This window comes from Corynebacterium glyciniphilum AJ 3170, assembly GCF_007673095.1.
In the GTDB taxonomy this organism is placed as follows: domain Bacteria; phylum Actinomycetota; class Actinomycetes; order Mycobacteriales; family Mycobacteriaceae; genus Corynebacterium.
Genome location: NZ_VDYZ01000009.1, coordinates 1 through 16,676 on the forward strand (window position 1 = coordinate 1; position 16,676 = coordinate 16,676).

Sequence of the window (16,676 nt, forward strand, 5' to 3'; positions counted from 1 at the left end):
CCTGAAAACCGCCCGGGCCTGGCAGCCTGCCAGCCCGGATGACGCGGTCACACTGCACTGGGCCGGACCCGGCGGGATGCGCGCCACCACCGTGGCCGCCGGACCGTTGTCCCCGGTGAGACACCCAGACTGACAAGCCCACCGCCAGCAGGCGAGGCTCACAGACAGCTACTCGACGGTCACGACCTGGACCGCCGAGCACACCAACACGCCCGGAGGCGAATAACTCCTGACCGACAGATAACTTCCTACAGCAACTCCGTCGCGCCCATCCGGTCAAGCTCCCAGGCGGTCTCGAAGGCGGACTGGCGCCACTTCTCGTAGCGCCCCGACACTCCCCCGTGCCCGGAGGTCATGTCCGTCTTCAGCAGGAAGTCGCCACCGCCGTCAACGTCACCGGCAACCTCACGCAGCTTCGCGATCCACTTCGTCGGTTCCACGTACAGCACCCGGGTGTCGTTGAGACCACTGATCGCCAGGATCGGTGGGTACGCCTGGGCAGTCACGTTCTCATAGGGGGCGTAGGTCGCCATGTAGTCATACACTTCCGGATCGTGGTACGGGTCGCCCCACTCCTCCCACTCGGTCACCGTCAACGGAAGCTCGGGCATCAGGATACTGGTGAGCGGGTCGACGAAAGGCACCACGGCTTCAATACCGGCGAAGCGGTCAGGCGCCATGTTCGCCACAGCGCCCATGAGCAGGCCACCGGCGGAACCGCCTTCCGCCACCATCTTCTGCGGCGAGGTGATCCCCGCGGCGATCAGGTCGTCGGCAACGGCGATGAAGTCGGTGAAGGTGTTGGTCTTCTGCAGCATCTTGCCCTGCTCGTACCAGTGACGTCCCATCTCCCCGCCGCCACGGATGTGCGCCACCACGTACACCACGCCGCGGTCCAGCATCGACAGCCGGAACACCGAGAAGTACGGGTCCATACTGGCCTCGTAGGAACCGTAGCCGTATAGCAGGACAGGGTGCACAGTGCCTTCAGCCAGCGGATCCACGTCGGTGCGGTGGATCAGCGACACCGGGATCCGTGCCCCGTCGGATGCGGTAACCCACCGACGCGATGCGGTGTAACGCGACCGGTCGAAGTCACCGAGCACCGTCTGCTCACGCCGCAGCGTCCGCTCCCCGGTCCGCAGGTCGATCTCCCACACCTGCGCCGGCGTGACGTAGCTGGTGTAGCTGACGCGCAGAACCGGAGACTCCCACTCGGAGTTGCCGACGGTCCCGGCCGAGTAGATCTCCTCGTCGAACTCAATCGGTTCAAACCGTCCCCAGCCGCCGGCGGCGTCCGAGACATCCATCAGGGACAGCTGCTCGATGGCGTTCTCCCGGGTGGCGAGCACCAGGTGATCGGCGAAGCAGTCCACCCCCTCAATCCGGACGTCGTCACGGTGGGGAACAAGAACCTCATAGGACGCGTCGTCAAAGCTGGCGACCGTACCCACCGGACAATGGCCGACCTCACCGTTGGGCAGACCGTCGAGTTCCTCGCGGACCACCAGCCAGGCGTCCTCCCCGCCGACGACGACGTGGTCGACGTCGTACTGCACGTCCTTCTCCCTCGGACGGATACAGGTCAGCTCGCCCTCCGGGTCACCTGTCTTCTCCGAGACGTCGAGGTACCAGGTTTCGGACGTCGTCTTCGAGGCGGTCGAGACCAACAGGAAATGCTCGGAGCGGGTCACTCCGAGTCCGGTCCAGTAGGCTTCGTCCTCCTCACGGAAGACACACACGTCCTCACTCTCCGGTGTGCCGATCTTGTGCCGCCAGATCTCGTGGGGACGCCATGCCTCGTCGACCCGCTGGTAGAAGAGGTAGTCGTCGCCGACCCACGTGGCACCGTAAGCGACGCCTTCCAGGACATCCTCCAACAGGACGCCGTTGACCAGGTCCTTGACCCGCAGGGTGAACCGCTCGTCGCCGACAGTGTCGGTCGAGTACGCCAACAAGGTGCCGTCGACGGTCACGCTCGCCGCACCGAGGCTGAAGAACTCCTCACCATCCGCCAGAACGTTGCAGTCCAGCATGACCTGTTCACGGGCCGCGGGCTCGCCGGGGACGATCTCGGGCGGGGTCCAGGACGCCGCTTCGTCGGTGGTGTCGACGGGGATCCGGCACATGGTGGGGTAGCTCTTCCCCTCCTCGGTGCGGGAGAAATACCACCACTGTCCCGAGCGCACCGGAACCGACAGATCAGTTTCCCGGATCTTCGACTTCACCTCATGGAAGACCGCGTCCTCCAGGGGCTTGAGGTGTGCCGTACGCGCGTCGGTGTACGCGTTCTCCGCGGTGAGGTGCGCCAGGACCTCGGAGTTGTCCTTGTCCCGCAACCACTCGTAGTCGTCGACGACATCACGGCCGTGGAAACTACGGGTGACGGGCTTCTTCTTCGCTACCGGTGGGTTCGCATCCATGGGACACGATCGTAGCGCCCACTGGAAGGGGTCCGGTCAGCGGTCGGTGCAGGTACCGATCCAGTCGGCGAAACGCTGGCCGGAGATCCTCTCGTAGGCGTCCACGTAGCGTTCGCGGGTCGCCTCGACCACCGGCCCCGGAAGCTCGGGCGGCGGAGTGCCCTCGTTCTTGTCCCACCCCGACTTCGGCCCGGTCAGCCAGTTGCGCACGTACTGTTTGTCGAAGCTGGGCTGGACCTTGCCCTCCTCATAGGAGTCGGCCGGCCAGTAGCGGGAGGAGTCGGGCGTCAGCACCTCGTCGCCGAGCACCAGGTTGCCGTCGGCATCCAGGCCGAACTCGAACTTCGTGTCCGCCAGGATGATGCCGTGTTCCGCCGCGATACCGGCCGCCTGGGTGTAGATCGCGATCGAGGCGTCGCGCAGTTCCTCGGCACGCTCCCGGCCGAGTCCCTCGACAACGACGTCGAACGAGACGTTCTCGTCGTGGTCGCCGATCTCCGCCTTGGTCGCGGGGGTGAAGATCGGCTCCGGCAGCTTGGACGACTCGGTCAGGCCGTCCGGCAGTTCCACGCCACACACAGACCCATTCTCCCGGTACTCTGCGAGCCCCGAACCGGTGAGGTAACCACGGACGACGCACTCGAACGGCAGCATCTCCAGCTTGTGGCAGATCTGCGCCCGTCCCAGGGACTTCTGCGGGATGCGCTCATCGTCGGCGGGGCCGGCAAGGTGGTTCGGGAAATCAATGCGTCCGAAAAAGAAGTCACTCATGGCGGTGAGCACCCGCCCCTTGTCCGGGATCGGGGTCTCCAGCACGAAGTCGAAGGCGGAGATCCGGTCGGTGGCCACCATGAGCAGGGTGTCCTCGTCGATCTCGTAGATCTCGCGGACCTTTCCCGCGGAGAAATGGGTGTAGTCGGACAAGTCGGGTCGCATGGCCTGCAGAGTCTAGCCCTCACGACCGGCAATCTCCACGCGCCCCCGCGGACCCCACACGAGAGGTACCGACGGGGTTTTCTGTTTCACCATGCGAGACAGGGAAGAATCACTAAACTTTCCATTTTCGACGTTTCCTGTACACCTCACGAAAGTGCCATCCATGAGAATCCGACCCCGTCGGGCACTGGCGGCGACCCTCACCGGGCTTGCCCTGCTGCTCTCCACGACGGCGTGTGTACCGGACCGGGACGACATCCCGTCCGACTACATCACGTTCTTCGGCGGCGAACCACAGAATCCGCTGCTGACCACGAACACCAATGAAGTCCAGGGCGGTGAAGTCCTCCGCGCCATGTACACCGGCCTGGTCGGCTACAGCCCTGACGGCGAGCCGTACAACGCCGTCGCCGAGGACATCGAACCGAACGACGACTCCTCCAGCTTCCACGTGACCCTGAAGGACGGCTGGACATTCACCAACGGTGAACCCGTGACCTCCGCCAGTTTCATCGACGCCTGGAACTTCGGCGCGACCTCGGCCAACGCCCAGCTCGGTGCAGACTTCTTCTCCGCCATCGAGGGATACGACGACGTCGCCGGCGAGGACGCCACCGCGACGGAGATGTCCGGGCTCACCGAGATCAACGACCATGAGTTCACCGTCGACCTTTCGGCACCGGACGCCTCCTTCCCCACCCAGCTCGGGTACTACGCGTTCTCACCGCTGCCCCAGGTCGCCTTCGACGACATCGATGCCTTCGGTCAGCACCCGATCGGCAACGGGCCCTACATGCTCGACAGGGATGACGCCTGGCAGCACAATGTATCGATCCAGCTGAAGGCGAATCCGGACTACGTCGGCGACGACAAAGCGCAGAATCCGGGCATCGCCTTCAAGCACTACGCCGACGTAGCCACCGCCTACGCCGACCTGCAGTCCGGCGATCTGGACCACATGCGCGAGAACGTCGGTCCGAGAGCTCTTCCCAGCTACCGAGCGGACTTCCCCGACAGCAACGACGACGCACCCTACGCCGCCATCCAGAACTTCACCATCCCTGAGAACCTCCCCGGTTTCCAGACGGATGAAGAAGGCCGGCTGCGTCGTGCCGCGATCTCCATGGCCATCGACCGGGATCTGATCATCGACAAACTCTTCTTCGGTGGACGACAGGTCGCCGAGGACTTCGGCGCCCCCACACTCGAAGGCGGTATCGCGGATGTGCCGGGCAAGGAGGTGCTGACCTTCCAGCCGGACAAGGCCCGTGAACTGTGGGAGAAGGCCAACGAGATCAAACCCTACAGCGGTGAATCGTTCCAGATCGCCTACAACGCCGACGGCGGCCACCAGCAGTGGGTCGAGGGTGTGACCAACAGCATCCGCCAGGTACTCGGGATCAAGGCCTCCGGTAAGGCCTACCCCACCTTCCAGGCCCAGCGTGACGCAATCGTCAACCGCACCGTGGGCTCTGCCTTCCGGTCCGGATGGAATGCAGATTACCCGTCCATCTCGTCCTTCCTCGTCTCCAACTACCGCACCGGCGGCGGATCGAATGACGGTGACTACTCGAACCCGGAGTTCGACAAACTGCTCGCACAGGCCTCATCGTCCCCCGATTCCGATGCAGCCCAGACCTACTACGACGAGGCTCAGGCGGTACTGATGGAGGACCTTCCGCAGATCCCCCTGTGGTATTACGCGGCGACCACGGCATGGGACCCTGGCCTGCACAACGTGGAGACGAACTGGCAGGGTATGCCCGTCTACACCGAGATCACGAAGGACGGTGAGTGACCGTGTGGTGGTACCTCGGTAAACGACTGCTCCAGCTCATCCCCGTCTTCTTCGGGGCGACATTCCTCATTTACGCCATGGTCTTCCTCATGCCGGGAGACCCCGTCCTCGCGTTGGCCGGCGACAAGGCCGCTGAACCGGCCGTCCTCGACCAGATCCGCGCCGACTACAACCTGGACAAGCCCTTCATCGTCCAGTATCTGCTCTTCCTCGGCGGCTTCTTCACCGGTGACATGGGCACCACCTTCTCCGGTCGCGCCGTCACCGAGGTCCTCGCCGAAACCTTCCCCATCACCATCCGACTGGCGCTGATGGCTCTGGTCATCGAAGCCGTGATGGGTATCGTCTTCGGGCTGATCGCCGGTCTCAAGAAGGGCAAGTGGTTCGACTCGACCCTGCTGGTCGTGTCACTGGTGATCATCGCCGTACCGACCTTCGTCATCGGTTTCGTCGGACAGTTCCTGTTCGGCATCCAGTGGGGTGTCGTCCCCCCGACGGTCGGCTCCGACGGCTCCTTCAGCCGACTGCTGCTACCCGCCATCGTGCTGGGAATGGTCTCCTTCGCCTACGTCCTACGATTGACCCGGTCGGAAGTGGCGCAGAACCTGCGCGCCGACTTCGTTCGCACCGCTTCTGCCCGCGGACTCTCCCGCGGCGTCGTCGTCCGCGACCACGTCCTGCGCAACTCGCTGGTCCCCGTCGTCACCTTCCTCGGCGCCGACCTCGCCGCTCTCATGGGCGGCGCGATCGTGACCGAGGGCATCTTCAACATTCACGGTGTCGGCGGCCTGATCTTCCAGTCCGTCAGTATCGGTGAGGCCCCCACCGTCGTCAGCGTCGTCACGATCCTCGTGGTGATCTTCGTCGTGGCCAACCTCATCATCGACCTGCTCTACGCCCTGCTCGACCCGAGGATCCGATATGCCTGACATCCACAACCGCAATGAACGCTGGACAGCAGAGGTCGTCACCGAGGACGTCCTGACCCGCGACCAACTCCTCCCCGAGGACGCACCCGCCGGCTTCTGGGGAACGGCGTGGCGGAATCTCCGCCGACGTCCGATGTTCTGGATCTCGACGGTGATCATCCTCGCGGTTCTCCTTGTGACCGTCTTCCCCGGGCTGTTCACGTCGACCGATCCCACCACCGCGACCCTGGAGGATTCCCTCGAACCCGCCAGGGACGGGCATCCCTTCGGCTTCACCCAGCAGGGGTACGACGTCTTCGCCCGCACCATCTACGGAGCACAGGCGTCTGTGGTGACCGGACTGGTGACCACCCTCGTCGTCGCCGTTCTCGGCGTGGTCGTCGGCTCTCTCGCCGGCTACTTCGGCGGATGGGTGGACGCACTTCTGTCTCGTCTGACGGACATCTTCTTCGCCGTGCCGCTGCTGCTCGCCGCCATCGTGCTCATGCAGCTTTTCGACGTCCGCAACGTATGGACGGTCGTCCTCGTGCTCTCCGCCTTCGGCTGGCCGCAGATGGCCCGCATGGTCCGTGGTGCTGTGCTGCAGGCCAAGAACAACGAGTACGTGCAGGCGTCCCGCGCTCTCGGGTTGACCCGCGGCAGGATCCTCGTCCGACACATCCTCCCGAACTGCCTTGCCCCGATCATCGTCATGATGACGACCAACCTCGGTATCTACATCGTCGCCGAGGCGACACTGTCCTACCTCGGCGTGGGACTGCCGCCGGACACCGTGTCGTGGGGAAATGACATCTCCACCGCGCAGGACGTCCTGCGGCTCTCGCCGGAGATCCTGTTCTACCCGGCTGGTGCGCTCGCGCTCACCGTCCTGGGATTCATCCTGCTGGGCGACACCCTCAAGGACGCCCTCGACCCGAAGGAGCGCACCCGATGAGCGACCAACCACTGCTGTCCATGCGCGGCGTCGACATCGCCTTCGGTACGCGCAAGAATCCCAAACCCACGGTCTTCGATGTCAGTCTGGACATCTGGCCCGGTGAGACGGTCGCCGTCGTCGGTGAATCCGGATCCGGCAAGTCCACCAGTGCCATGAGCATCATGGGCCTGCTGCCCGGCGGAGGGCATGTCACGGACGGCACCATCACCTTCAAGGGCGAAGACATCACCCACGCTTCACCGAAGCGGTTCACCGAACTGCGCGGCGACAGCATCGGTCTGGTCCCCCAGGACCCGATGAGCAACCTCAATCCCGTGTGGACGATCGGTCACCACGTCAAGGAAGCACTGAAAGCCAACGGCATCGCGACCGGGTCCGCGGCGCACAAGCGTGCCGTCGAACTGCTGGAGGAAGCGGGGCTCTCGGACGCTGAGCACCGCATCAGCCAGTACCCCCACCAGTACTCCGGTGGTATGCGTCAGCGTGCGCTGATCGCCTGCGGGCTTGCGGCGCGTCCGGACCTGCTCATCGCCGACGAGCCGACCTCCGCACTGGACGTCACCGTCCAACGCCAGATCCTCGATCACCTGCAGGGTCTCACCGAGGAACTGGGCACCGCCGTCCTGCTGATCACCCACGACCTGGGCCTCGCCGCCGAGCGAGCCGACCGCATCGTGGTGATGAGTCAGGGGCACGTCGTGGAGTCGGGTCCTGCCCTCGAGATTCTGCAGGATCCCCACCACCCGTACACCCGCAAGCTTGTCGCCGCAGCACCCTCCATCGGTGCGCGACGCAGCGAGGTCCAGGTGTCGGAGCCGGCGGACAGGGCTGACGCGTCTGGTGAGTCACCGCTGATCACCGTCGAGAACCTCAGCAAGGTCTTCCAGGTGCCCGGCGACAAGCCGTGGCGGAAGAAGGACTTCACCGCCGCAGACGACATCAACTTCTTCCTGCGCCGGGGACGGACTCTTGCGTTGGTCGGCGAGTCCGGCTCCGGTAAGTCGACCGTCGCGCAGATGGTGCTCGGCCTGCTGGAGCCCACGTCCGGGAAAGTCACCTTCGACGGTACCGACGTCACCGACCTGGACCGGAAGGCAGAACTCGCCTTCCGCCGACGCGTCCAGCCGGTGTTCCAGAATCCCTACGGCTCGGTGGACCCGATGTACTCGGTGTTCAACACGATTGCCGAGCCGTTGAAGATCCACGGTGTCGGCTCGAAGAAGGACCGGGAGAAGCGTGTCCGGGAGCTGCTGGACGTGGTCGCCATGCCGCAGTCGATGATGTCACGCTTCCCCGGGGAACTGTCCGGGGGCCAGCGCCAGCGTGTGGCGATCGCCCGTGCCCTGGCGCTGGGTCCGGACGCGCTCATTCTCGACGAAGCGGTCAGTGCGCTCGACGTACTGGTGCAGTCACAGGTCCTGGACCTGCTGAACCAGCTGCAGCGGGACATGGACCTGACGTACCTGTTCATCACCCACGACCTCGCGGTGGTCAAGCAGATCGCCGACGAGACCCTGGTGATGCAGCACGGCCGGATCGTGGAGCGTGGCGAGACCGACGACCTCTTCGATCATCCGGAACAGGAGTACACCCGCCGACTGCTCGATTCCATCCCCGGCGGGACGATTCCCCTGCACCAGGGGTAAGCGCAACGGTGCCGGCTCAGAAAAGATGCCGGAGGAAGCTCTCCGGCTCACTGAGGAACCGGCGCCAGTTCTGCACGAGAGCGAGGTCGTCGTAGTTCTTCCGGTGAATTCCGGTACCGTCCCATGCTGCATATGCCGTCCAGGTAGGCAAAGTGGCTGTGCATGGTCTCGGCGCGGAGGAACACACCTTTCCTGGAAGCACCTCCGGCACGGATCAACTTCAGGTTCTCTGCGAGGCCGGACTCCGTCCGCTGGGTCGAGTGCATCGCGTCCCGTGTGCCACCTTCCGGGTTGAGACCATAGGCCTCGGCGACGGCTTCGACGAGCGTCGACTTCCCCGAACCGTTTTCCCCGACGAGGACTGTAAGCCGCGACAGGTCAATTCCGTTGTCAAGCACATCCGCGACAGCGGGGACCGTGGCGGGCCAGGCGCGACGGTCCGCCGGATAGACGGCCAGCTCCTCGACCCTGCGTACCGGAAGTGGAGACGGATAGGGCATGGGGCCAGTGTATCGCCCCCACCCCCGGGCGTCCCGGCATCAAATGAGGTACCGGACGAGGTCGGGGGTGATGACCGAGACGAGAGTCGCAACCGTTTCCGGAACAGAACCATTGGCCCGGCGACCGATGGCATAGTGGACGCTGAAACCATGTGTCAGCAGTCACAGCGCCGCCTGGGGCACTGGCACGGTCACGTACCCGAGCCTCTAGGAGTCCCACCCCGTGGAGAAGCACACCGTTCGCGTCCATCCTTCTGCTGAAGAGTTCCCGAAGAAGGAGCACCTGGCCTGGAAGGTCGCCGAAGTAGCGGCCGACCCGGTGGCCGTCCCCCAGGACTCCGCCGACATGGCGGTCAACCGCATCATCGACAATGCCTCGGTGGCGGTCGCGTCCGTGCTGCGCCGCCCGCCGTCGACGGCCCGCTCCCAGGCGCTGAGCCACCCGTACTCCCCCGGTGCCACGGTCTTCGGTGTTCCCGGCACCTACTCGCCGGAGTGGGCCGCCCTGGCCAACGGCACCGCCGTGCGCGAGCTCGACTTCCACGACACCTTCCTGGCCGCGGAGTACTCCCACCCGGGTGACAACATTCCGCCGATCCTGGCCACCGCCCAGCACAAGGGCCTGTCCGGCGCCGAGCTGGTCCGTGGCATCGTCACCGGCTACGAGATCCAGGTGGACCTGGTCAAGGGCATCTGCCTGCACGAGCACAAGATCGACCACGTCGCCCACCTCGGCCCGTCGGTCGCCGCCGGCATCGGCACACTGCTCAAACTCGACACCGAGACCATCTACCAGGCGGTCGGCCAGGCGCTGCACACCACCACCGCGACCCGCCAGTCCCGGAAGGGCCTGATCAGCTCCTGGAAGGCCTTCGCCCCGGCCTTCGCCGGCAAGATGGCGATCGAGGCGATCGACCGTGCGGTGCGCGGCGAGGGTGCACCGTCACCGATCTGGGAAGGCGAGGACGGCGTCATCGCCTGGATGCTGGACGGCAAGAACGCCGAGTACACCGTGCCGCTGCCGGGTGCCGGCGAGGAGAAGCGGGGCATCCTGGACACCTACACCAAGCAACACTCCGCGGAGTACCAGTCCCAGGCCCCAATCGACCTGGCACGTCGCATGGGCAAGCAGCTCCGCGACCAGGGCCAGGACCTGTCGCAGATCGAGTCGGTCGTGCTGCACACCAGCCACCACACTCACTACGTCATCGGCACCGGCGCGAATGACCCGCAGAAGTTCGACCCGGACGCGTCCCGTGAGACGCTGGACCACTCCGTGATGTACATCTTCGCCGTCGCACTGGAGGACGGTGACTGGCACCACGAGCACAGCTACTCCCCGGAGCGTGCGCACCGTCCCGAGACCATCGAGCTGTGGAACAAGATCAGCACCGTCGAGGACCCGGAGTGGACCCGCCGCTACCACGCAGACGACCCGAATGAGAAGGCCTTCGGTGCCAAGGCCGTGATCACCCTCAAGGACGGGACGGTTCTGGAGGACGAGCTCGCCGTCGCCGACGCCCACCCGCTGGGAGCACACCCTTTCACCCGGGAGCAGTACATCGGCAAGTTCCGTACGCTGGCAGAAGGTCTGGTCGACGAGAAGGAGCAGGACCGCTTCCTCGAGGCCGCCACCAACACCCTGGAGCTCGGTGCCGGCGACCTCAACCAGCTGACCGTCACCTTCTCCGAGGATGTGCTGGCACGCGCACCGAAGATCAACGAGGGGCTGTTCTAGATGCCCGGCCTGTTCTCAAGCAACGTCACCCCCACTGACCGCCGTAAGGCGTTCCGGGAGGCACTGACCTCCGGCACGATCCAGCGGTTGCCCGGCGCTTTCTCACCCCTGGTGGCCCGTGCCATCCAGGAAGCCGGACTGGACGGCGTCTACGTCTCAGGCGCTGTCGTCGCAGCGGACCTCGCGCTTCCGGACATCGGACTGACCACCCTCACCGAGGTGGCGGGACGGTCACGCCAGATCGCCCGCGCCACGGACCTGCCTGTCCTCGTCGACGCTGACACCGGCTTCGGTGAACCCATGTCGGCCGCCCGTACCGTCAGCGAGCTGGAGGACGCCGGTGTGGCGGGCTGCCATCTCGAAGACCAGGTCAACCCCAAGCGGTGTGGGCACCTCGACGGCAAGGAGGTCGTCCCGACCGAGCTGATGCTGCGCAGGATCACCGCCGCCGTCAACGAACGACGCGACGATTCCTTCGTCATCTGTGCCCGTACGGACGCCGCCGGGGTCGAAGGCATCGACTCCGCCATCGAGAGGGCGAAGGCCTACGCCGACGCCGGCGCCGACCTGATCTTCACCGAGGCACTGCACACTCCTGCGGACTTCGAGAAGTTCCGTGCAGCGGTCGACACCCCCCTGTTGGCGAATATGACCGAGTTCGGCAAGACCGAATTGCTCAGCGCACAGACGCTGCAGGACATCGGCTACAACGCGGTGATCTACCCCGTGACCACCCTGCGGATCGCCATGGGTCAGGTCGAGGCCGCGCTGGGCGACATCGCCGAGACCGGCACCCAGACCGGGTGGATCGACCGGATGCAGCACCGTTCCCGGCTGTACGAGCTCCTGCGCTACAGCGAGTACAACGCCTTCGACACAGACGTCTTCACCTACACCAGGCCGGACGGAAGCTAGCGGCGTCCGGCACCACCGCACGGTTGTCACCACCAACTGAAAGGACCATCCCTGATGAGCGAGAACAACCCCAACAACTCCCCGGAGATCCGTAAGGGCCTCAACGGCGTCGTCGTCGACTACACCGCCGTGTCCAAGGTCAACCCGGAGACCAACTCCCTGACCTACCGCGGCTACCCGGTGCAGGAGCTCGTGGAGCACTGCAGCTTCGAGGACGTCGCCTACCTGCTCTGGAACGGCGAGCTGCCCACCTGGCGCGAGCACCAGGAGTTCGGCCAGCGTGAGCGGGCGCTGCGCACCGTCAGCCGCGGCCTGCTGGACCTGATCAACTCCCTGCCGAAGACCGCCCACCCGATGGACGTCGTCCGCACGGCGGTGAGCTGGCTGGGCACGCAGGACGTCACGAACGAGGACAACAGTTCCGACACCGTCCGCCGCACCGGTCTGAGCCTGCTGGCCAAGCTGCCGGTGATCGTCGCCTACGACATGCGTCGCCGGCGTAACCTGGAGTTCATCCCGCCGTCGCGCACCCGCGACATCGCCTCGAACTTCCTGTACATGTGCTTCGGGGACGACCCGGACTCCCCGGCGAACAACATGGACGACGTCAAGGCGTTCGACCAGTCGCTGATCCTCTACGCCGAGCACTCCTTCAACGCCTCCACCTTCACCGGCCGGGTGATCACGTCCACCACGTCCGACGTCTACTCCGCGGTCACCGGTGCGATCGGCGCCCTGAAGGGTGCATTGCACGGCGGTGCCAATGAGGCCGTGATGCACAACTTCCTTGAGGTCGACGACCCCGCCAAGGCCGAGGATTGGGTCCTGGACAAGGCCGACAACAAGCAGAAGATCATGGGCTTCGGCCACCGCGTGTACAAGAAGGGCGACTCGCGGGTGCCGTCGATGGAGAAGGCGATGCGTCGCACCGCCAAGAACCACGACGGTGACAAGTGGGTCCAGATGTACGACAACATGCAGGCTGCGATGGAGAAGCGTACCGGCATCCTGCCGAACCTGGACTTCCCCGCCGGACCGACCTACTACATGCTCGGCATCGACATCCCCTTCTTCACCCCCATCTTCGTGATGGCCCGCGTCGTCGGCTGGACGGCCCACATCGTGGAGCAGAACGAGTCCAATGCACTGATCCGTCCGCTCAGCGCCTACAACGGCGAAGATCAGCGGGTGGTCGAGGAGAATATCGGACGCTGACCCCGCCCTGAACGCGCCCGTGCCGACGGTCACCACCGTCGGCACGGGCGCGTCGCCGTCTGTCCCCACCTCTCGACAGTGGCGTGGATCACCAGTATTCTGTGAGACTGGTCTGACCACACATTTCTGACTGAACCCACCAGTACCTGGAAAGGACGCCTTACATGGCTGCCCCCACCAACCACACCGGCACCACCAACCCGCTACCCGCCTTCACCAAAATCCTCGTCGCCAACCGCGGCGAAATCGCAGTGCGTGCCTTCCGCGCCGCCTACGAAACCGGCGCATCCACCGTCGCGGTCTACCCCAGAGAAGACCGCAACTCCTTCCACCGCTCCTTCGCCGATGAGGCGGTACGCATCGGCACCGAGGGTTCGCCCGTCAAGGCATACCTCAACATCGACGAGATCATCCGCGCCGCGAAGCAGACCGGGGCTGACGCCGTCTACCCCGGTTACGGCTTCCTCTCGGAGAACGCGGAACTCGCCCGCAGGTGCGCCGAGAACGGCATCACCTTCATCGGCCCGTCCCCGGAGACCCTGGACCTCACCGGCGACAAGTCCGCCGCGGTCGAGGCGGCCCGCCGGGCCGGACTGCCGATCCTCGACGATTCAGCCCCCAGCGAGGACATCGACGAGCTCGTCTCCTTCGCGGAAGGACGCACCTACCCGCTGTTCGTCAAGGCTGTCGCGGGTGGCGGAGGACGCGGCATGCGCTTCGTCGGTTCCCCCGACGAACTGGCAGAGAAGGCCGCCGAGGCGTCCCGTGAGGCCGCCGCGGCTTTCGGTGACGGTCGTGTCTACATCGAACGTGCGGTGATCAACCCGCAGCACATCGAGGTGCAGATCCTCGGCGACACCCAGGGCGACATCATCCACCTCTTCGAGCGTGACTGTTCCCTTCAACGTCGTCACCAGAAGGTCGTGGAGATCGCCCCGGCCCAGAACATCTCCGAGGAACTGCGCGACCGGATCTGCGCGGACGCGGTGGCGTTCTGCAAGTCGATCAACTACTACGGTGCCGGCACCGTGGAGTTCCTCGTCGACGAGAACGAGAACCACGTCTTCATCGAGATGAACCCGCGCATCCAGGTCGAGCACACGGTGACCGAGGAGGTCACCTCCGTCGACCTGGTGAAGTCGCAGATGAACATCCTCGCGGGCGCGTCCCTCGAGGATCTGGGCCTGAGCCAGGACAGCGTCCAGCTACGTGGCGCCGCCCTGCAGACCCGTATCACCACCGAGGACCCGAACAACGGCTTCCGCCCGGACACCGGCACCATCACCGCGTACCGCTCCCCGGGTGGAGCGGGTGTGCGCCTCGACGGCGCCGCGTCCCTCGGTGGCGAGATCACCGCGCACTTCGACTCGATGCTGGTGAAAATGACCTGCCGTGGTGCGGACTTCGCCCAAGCGGTCACCCGTGCCCAGCGCGCCCTCAACGAGTTCACCGTCTCCGGTGTCGCCACCAACATCGGCTTCCTGCGAGCGCTGCTGCGTGAGGACGACTTCCAGAACAAGCGCATCTCCACCTCCTTCATCGCCGACCACCCGTGGCTGCTGCAAGCCCCGCCGGCCGATGATGAGCCGGGCCGACTGCTCGACTACCTGGCCGACGTGACCGTCAACCGGCCCAACGGCGGGCGTCCGACGGACATCGTCCCGCGCCGCAAACTGCCGGCCGTCGTCGCCCAGCGCGACGCGAAGTCCGCCGGCGAGGGCGTCATGACGCCGCCGGTGCCGCTCGGCACCCGCGACCGGCTCCTCGAGGTTGGTCCGGCGGAGTTCGCCCGGCAGCTGCGCGCGCAGAAGGCCCTGGCTGTCACGGACACCACCTTCCGTGACGCCCACCAGTCCCTGCTCGCCACCCGCGTGCGCACCACCTCCCTCTTCTCCGCGGCGGAGGCCCTCGCCCGACTCACCCCGGAGCTGCTCTCCGTCGAGGCCTGGGGCGGTGCAACCTACGACGTCGCACTGCAGTTCCTCCACGAGGACCCGTGGGAGCGGCTGGACCAGCTGCGCGAGGCGATGCCGAACACCAACATCCAGATGCTGTTGCGCGGTCGCAACACCGTCGGATACACCCCGTACCCGGACGTGGTCTGCCGGTCCTTCGTCACCGAAGCCGCGAAGAGTGGTGTGGACATCTTCCGCATCTTCGACGCCCTCAACGACATCGACCAGATGCGCACCGCCATCGACGCGGTCCTGGAGACAGGCACGGGTGTCGCCGAGGTCGCGATGGCCTACGCCGGCGACCTCTCGAACCCGGCCGAAGACCTCTACACCCTCGACTACTACCTGCATCTGGCCGAGCAGATCGTCGAGTCCGGCGCCCACGTCCTGGCAATCAAAGACATGGCCGGACTGCTCCGCCCGCAGGCTGCGTCCACCCTCGTGTCCGCACTCCGGTCCAACTTCGACCTGCCCGTGCACGTACACACCCACGACACCGCCGGCGGCCAGCTCGCCACCTACCTCGCCGCGGCGGACGCCGGCGCGGATGCGGTGGACGGTGCTGCCGCGTCGATGGCAGGGACCACCTCCCAGCCGTCGCTGTCCGCGATCGTCGCCGCCTTCGCCCACACCGACCGGGACACCGGCATCTCGCTGGACGCGGTGAACTCCCTGGAGCCGTACTGGGAGGCCGTCCGCTCCCTGTACAGCCCGTTCGAGTCCGGCCTCGCCGGTCCGACGGGCCGAGTCTACACCCACGAGATCCCCGGTGGTCAGCTGTCCAACCTGCGGACCCAGGCCACCGCTCTCGGCCTCGGGGACCGTTTCGAGCTCATCGAGAACGCCTACGCCGGTGTCAACAAGCTGCTCGGTCGTCCGACCAAGGTCACCCCGTCCTCCAAGGTCGTCGGTGACCTCGCGCTGCACCTCGTCGGTGCCGGTGTGACGGTAGAGGAGTTCGCCGCAGACCCGCAGAAGTACGACATCCCGGCGTCCGTCATCGCCTTCCTGCGCGGCGAGCTGGGCACGCCGCCCGGTGGCTGGCCGGAGCCGCTGCGTACGAAGGCCCTGGAGGGCCGCGCATCCACCGCCGCCCGCGTCACCGAGGTCCCGGCTGAGGAGGAGGACCACCTGAACGGTGACTCCTCCGGGGAGCGCCGGGCCTCGCTGAGCCGCCTGCTGTTCCCGAAGGAATCGGAGGGCTTCGCCGAGCACGAGCGCCAGTTCGGTGATGTTTCCGTGCTCACCGACCGGCAGTTCTTCTACGGCCTCGAGGAGGGTGAGGAGACGGTGGTGCGGATCAAGGGCAACCCCCCGATGGTGGTCCGCCTGGATGCCGTCGGTGAACCCGACGAGAAGGGCATGCGCCAGGTCGTGATGAACGTCAACGGCCAGATCCGCCCGATGCGGGTGCGGGACCGGTCGGTGGAGTCGGTCACCGCAGCCGCCGAGAAGGCCGACCCGTCCCTGGCCGGTCACGTCGCCGCACCGTTCGCCGGGGCCGTCACGGTCACCGCCAAAGTGGGTGACACGGTCGAAGCCGGTGATGCGGTGGCGGTGATCGAGGCGATGAAGATGGAGGCGTCAATCACCGCCCCGGTCGCCGGCAGGATCGCCCGGGTGGTGATGAGCCAACCGACGAAGGTTGAAGGCGGCGACCTCCTCGTCGTCGTGGAGTAAGTCG

At 65.7% G+C, this 16,676-nt stretch carries 11 protein-coding genes; 8 read left to right on the forward strand and 3 right to left on the reverse strand.

The window, feature by feature from the left end; all coding sequences use genetic code 11:
• Positions 1–248: 248 nt before the first annotated feature.
• The gene (locus FS507_RS09700) at positions 249–2,423 is read right to left on the reverse strand and encodes a S9 family peptidase (RefSeq protein ID WP_145942597.1); all 2,175 of its coding nucleotides are present in this window, start codon (positions 2,421–2,423) and stop codon (positions 249–251) included.
• Between the two features lie 36 nt (positions 2,424–2,459).
• The gene (locus tag FS507_RS09705; protein ID WP_145942598.1) at positions 2,460–3,359 is read right to left on the reverse strand and encodes a phosphoribosylaminoimidazolesuccinocarboxamide synthase; all 900 of its coding nucleotides are present in this window, start codon (positions 3,357–3,359) and stop codon (positions 2,460–2,462) included.
• Positions 3,360–3,522: 163 nt separating this feature from the next.
• Between FS507_RS09705 and FS507_RS09710 the strand changes: the two genes are divergently transcribed.
• Genes FS507_RS09710 through FS507_RS09725 form a run of 4 tightly spaced genes read left to right on the forward strand, consistent with a single transcriptional unit; the run spans position 3,523 to position 8,669 of the window.
• On the forward strand, positions 3,523–5,157 hold the full coding sequence (locus FS507_RS09710; protein WP_145942599.1) for a peptide ABC transporter substrate-binding protein: 1,635 nt from the start codon (positions 3,523–3,525) through the stop codon (positions 5,155–5,157).
• Between the two features lie 2 nt (positions 5,158–5,159).
• A complete protein-coding gene (locus FS507_RS09715) occupies positions 5,160–6,086 on the forward strand; it encodes an ABC transporter permease (protein WP_145942724.1) in 927 nt (308 codons plus the stop codon).
• On the forward strand, positions 6,079–7,020 hold the full coding sequence (locus tag FS507_RS09720; RefSeq protein ID WP_075812295.1) for an ABC transporter permease: 942 nt from the start codon (positions 6,079–6,081) through the stop codon (positions 7,018–7,020). The genes FS507_RS09715 and FS507_RS09720 overlap by 8 nt, the downstream gene beginning before the upstream one ends.
• Positions 7,017–8,669 (forward strand): dipeptide ABC transporter ATP-binding protein, encoded by a 1,653-nt coding sequence (locus tag FS507_RS09725; RefSeq protein WP_145942600.1) that lies wholly within the window; start codon positions 7,017–7,019, stop codon positions 8,667–8,669. The genes FS507_RS09720 and FS507_RS09725 overlap by 4 nt, the downstream gene beginning before the upstream one ends.
• Before the next feature lie 47 nt (positions 8,670–8,716).
• Here FS507_RS09725 and FS507_RS09730 read toward each other — a convergent pair whose 3' ends face one another.
• Positions 8,717–9,169 carry an ATP-binding cassette domain-containing protein gene (locus FS507_RS09730; protein ID WP_222121410.1) on the reverse strand — a complete coding sequence of 151 codons (453 nt, stop codon included), beginning with the start codon at positions 9,167–9,169 and terminating at the stop codon, positions 8,717–8,719.
• A gap of 223 nt (positions 9,170–9,392) precedes the next feature.
• Between FS507_RS09730 and prpD the strand changes: the two genes are divergently transcribed.
• The 4 genes from prpD (at position 9,393) to FS507_RS09750 (ending at position 16,672) form a co-directional block, all read left to right on the forward strand.
• Positions 9,393–10,907 carry a 2-methylcitrate dehydratase PrpD gene (gene prpD / locus FS507_RS09735; protein WP_145942601.1) on the forward strand — a complete coding sequence of 505 codons (1,515 nt, stop codon included), beginning with the start codon at positions 9,393–9,395 and terminating at the stop codon, positions 10,905–10,907.
• Positions 10,908–11,822 carry a methylisocitrate lyase gene (gene prpB / locus FS507_RS09740; protein ID WP_186314632.1) on the forward strand — a complete coding sequence of 305 codons (915 nt, stop codon included), beginning with the start codon at positions 10,908–10,910 and terminating at the stop codon, positions 11,820–11,822. It abuts the gene before it with no gap.
• Positions 11,823–11,876: 54 nt separating this feature from the next.
• On the forward strand, positions 11,877–13,037 hold the full coding sequence (locus tag FS507_RS09745; RefSeq protein WP_145942602.1) for a bifunctional 2-methylcitrate synthase/citrate synthase: 1,161 nt from the start codon (positions 11,877–11,879) through the stop codon (positions 13,035–13,037).
• 164 nt (positions 13,038–13,201) lie between these two features.
• Positions 13,202–16,672 carry a pyruvate carboxylase gene (locus FS507_RS09750; RefSeq protein ID WP_145942603.1) on the forward strand — a complete coding sequence of 1,157 codons (3,471 nt, stop codon included), beginning with the start codon at positions 13,202–13,204 and terminating at the stop codon, positions 16,670–16,672.
• Positions 16,673–16,676: the final 4 nt, after the last annotated feature.

Excerpts from the sequence above, each read along its gene's own strand:
- FS507_RS09705 (WP_145942598.1), bottom strand. The coding sequence starts at position 3,359 with ATGCGACCCGACTTGTCCGACTACACCCATTTCTCCGCGGGAAAGGTC.
- FS507_RS09710 (WP_145942599.1), top strand. The coding sequence starts at position 3,523 with ATGAGAATCCGACCCCGTCGGGCACTGGCGGCGACCCTCACCGGGCTT.
- FS507_RS09700 (WP_145942597.1), bottom strand. The coding sequence starts at position 2,423 with ATGGATGCGAACCCACCGGTAGCGAAGAAGAAGCCCGTCACCCGTAGT.
- FS507_RS09745 (WP_145942602.1), top strand. The coding sequence starts at position 11,877 with ATGAGCGAGAACAACCCCAACAACTCCCCGGAGATCCGTAAGGGCCTC.
- FS507_RS09750 (WP_145942603.1), top strand. The coding sequence starts at position 13,202 with ATGGCTGCCCCCACCAACCACACCGGCACCACCAACCCGCTACCCGCC.
- FS507_RS09720 (WP_075812295.1), top strand. The coding sequence starts at position 6,079 with ATGCCTGACATCCACAACCGCAATGAACGCTGGACAGCAGAGGTCGTC.
- FS507_RS09730 (WP_222121410.1), bottom strand. The coding sequence starts at position 9,169 with ATGCCCTATCCGTCTCCACTTCCGGTACGCAGGGTCGAGGAGCTGGCC.
- prpB (WP_186314632.1), top strand. The coding sequence starts at position 10,908 with ATGCCCGGCCTGTTCTCAAGCAACGTCACCCCCACTGACCGCCGTAAG.
- FS507_RS09725 (WP_145942600.1), top strand. The coding sequence starts at position 7,017 with ATGAGCGACCAACCACTGCTGTCCATGCGCGGCGTCGACATCGCCTTC.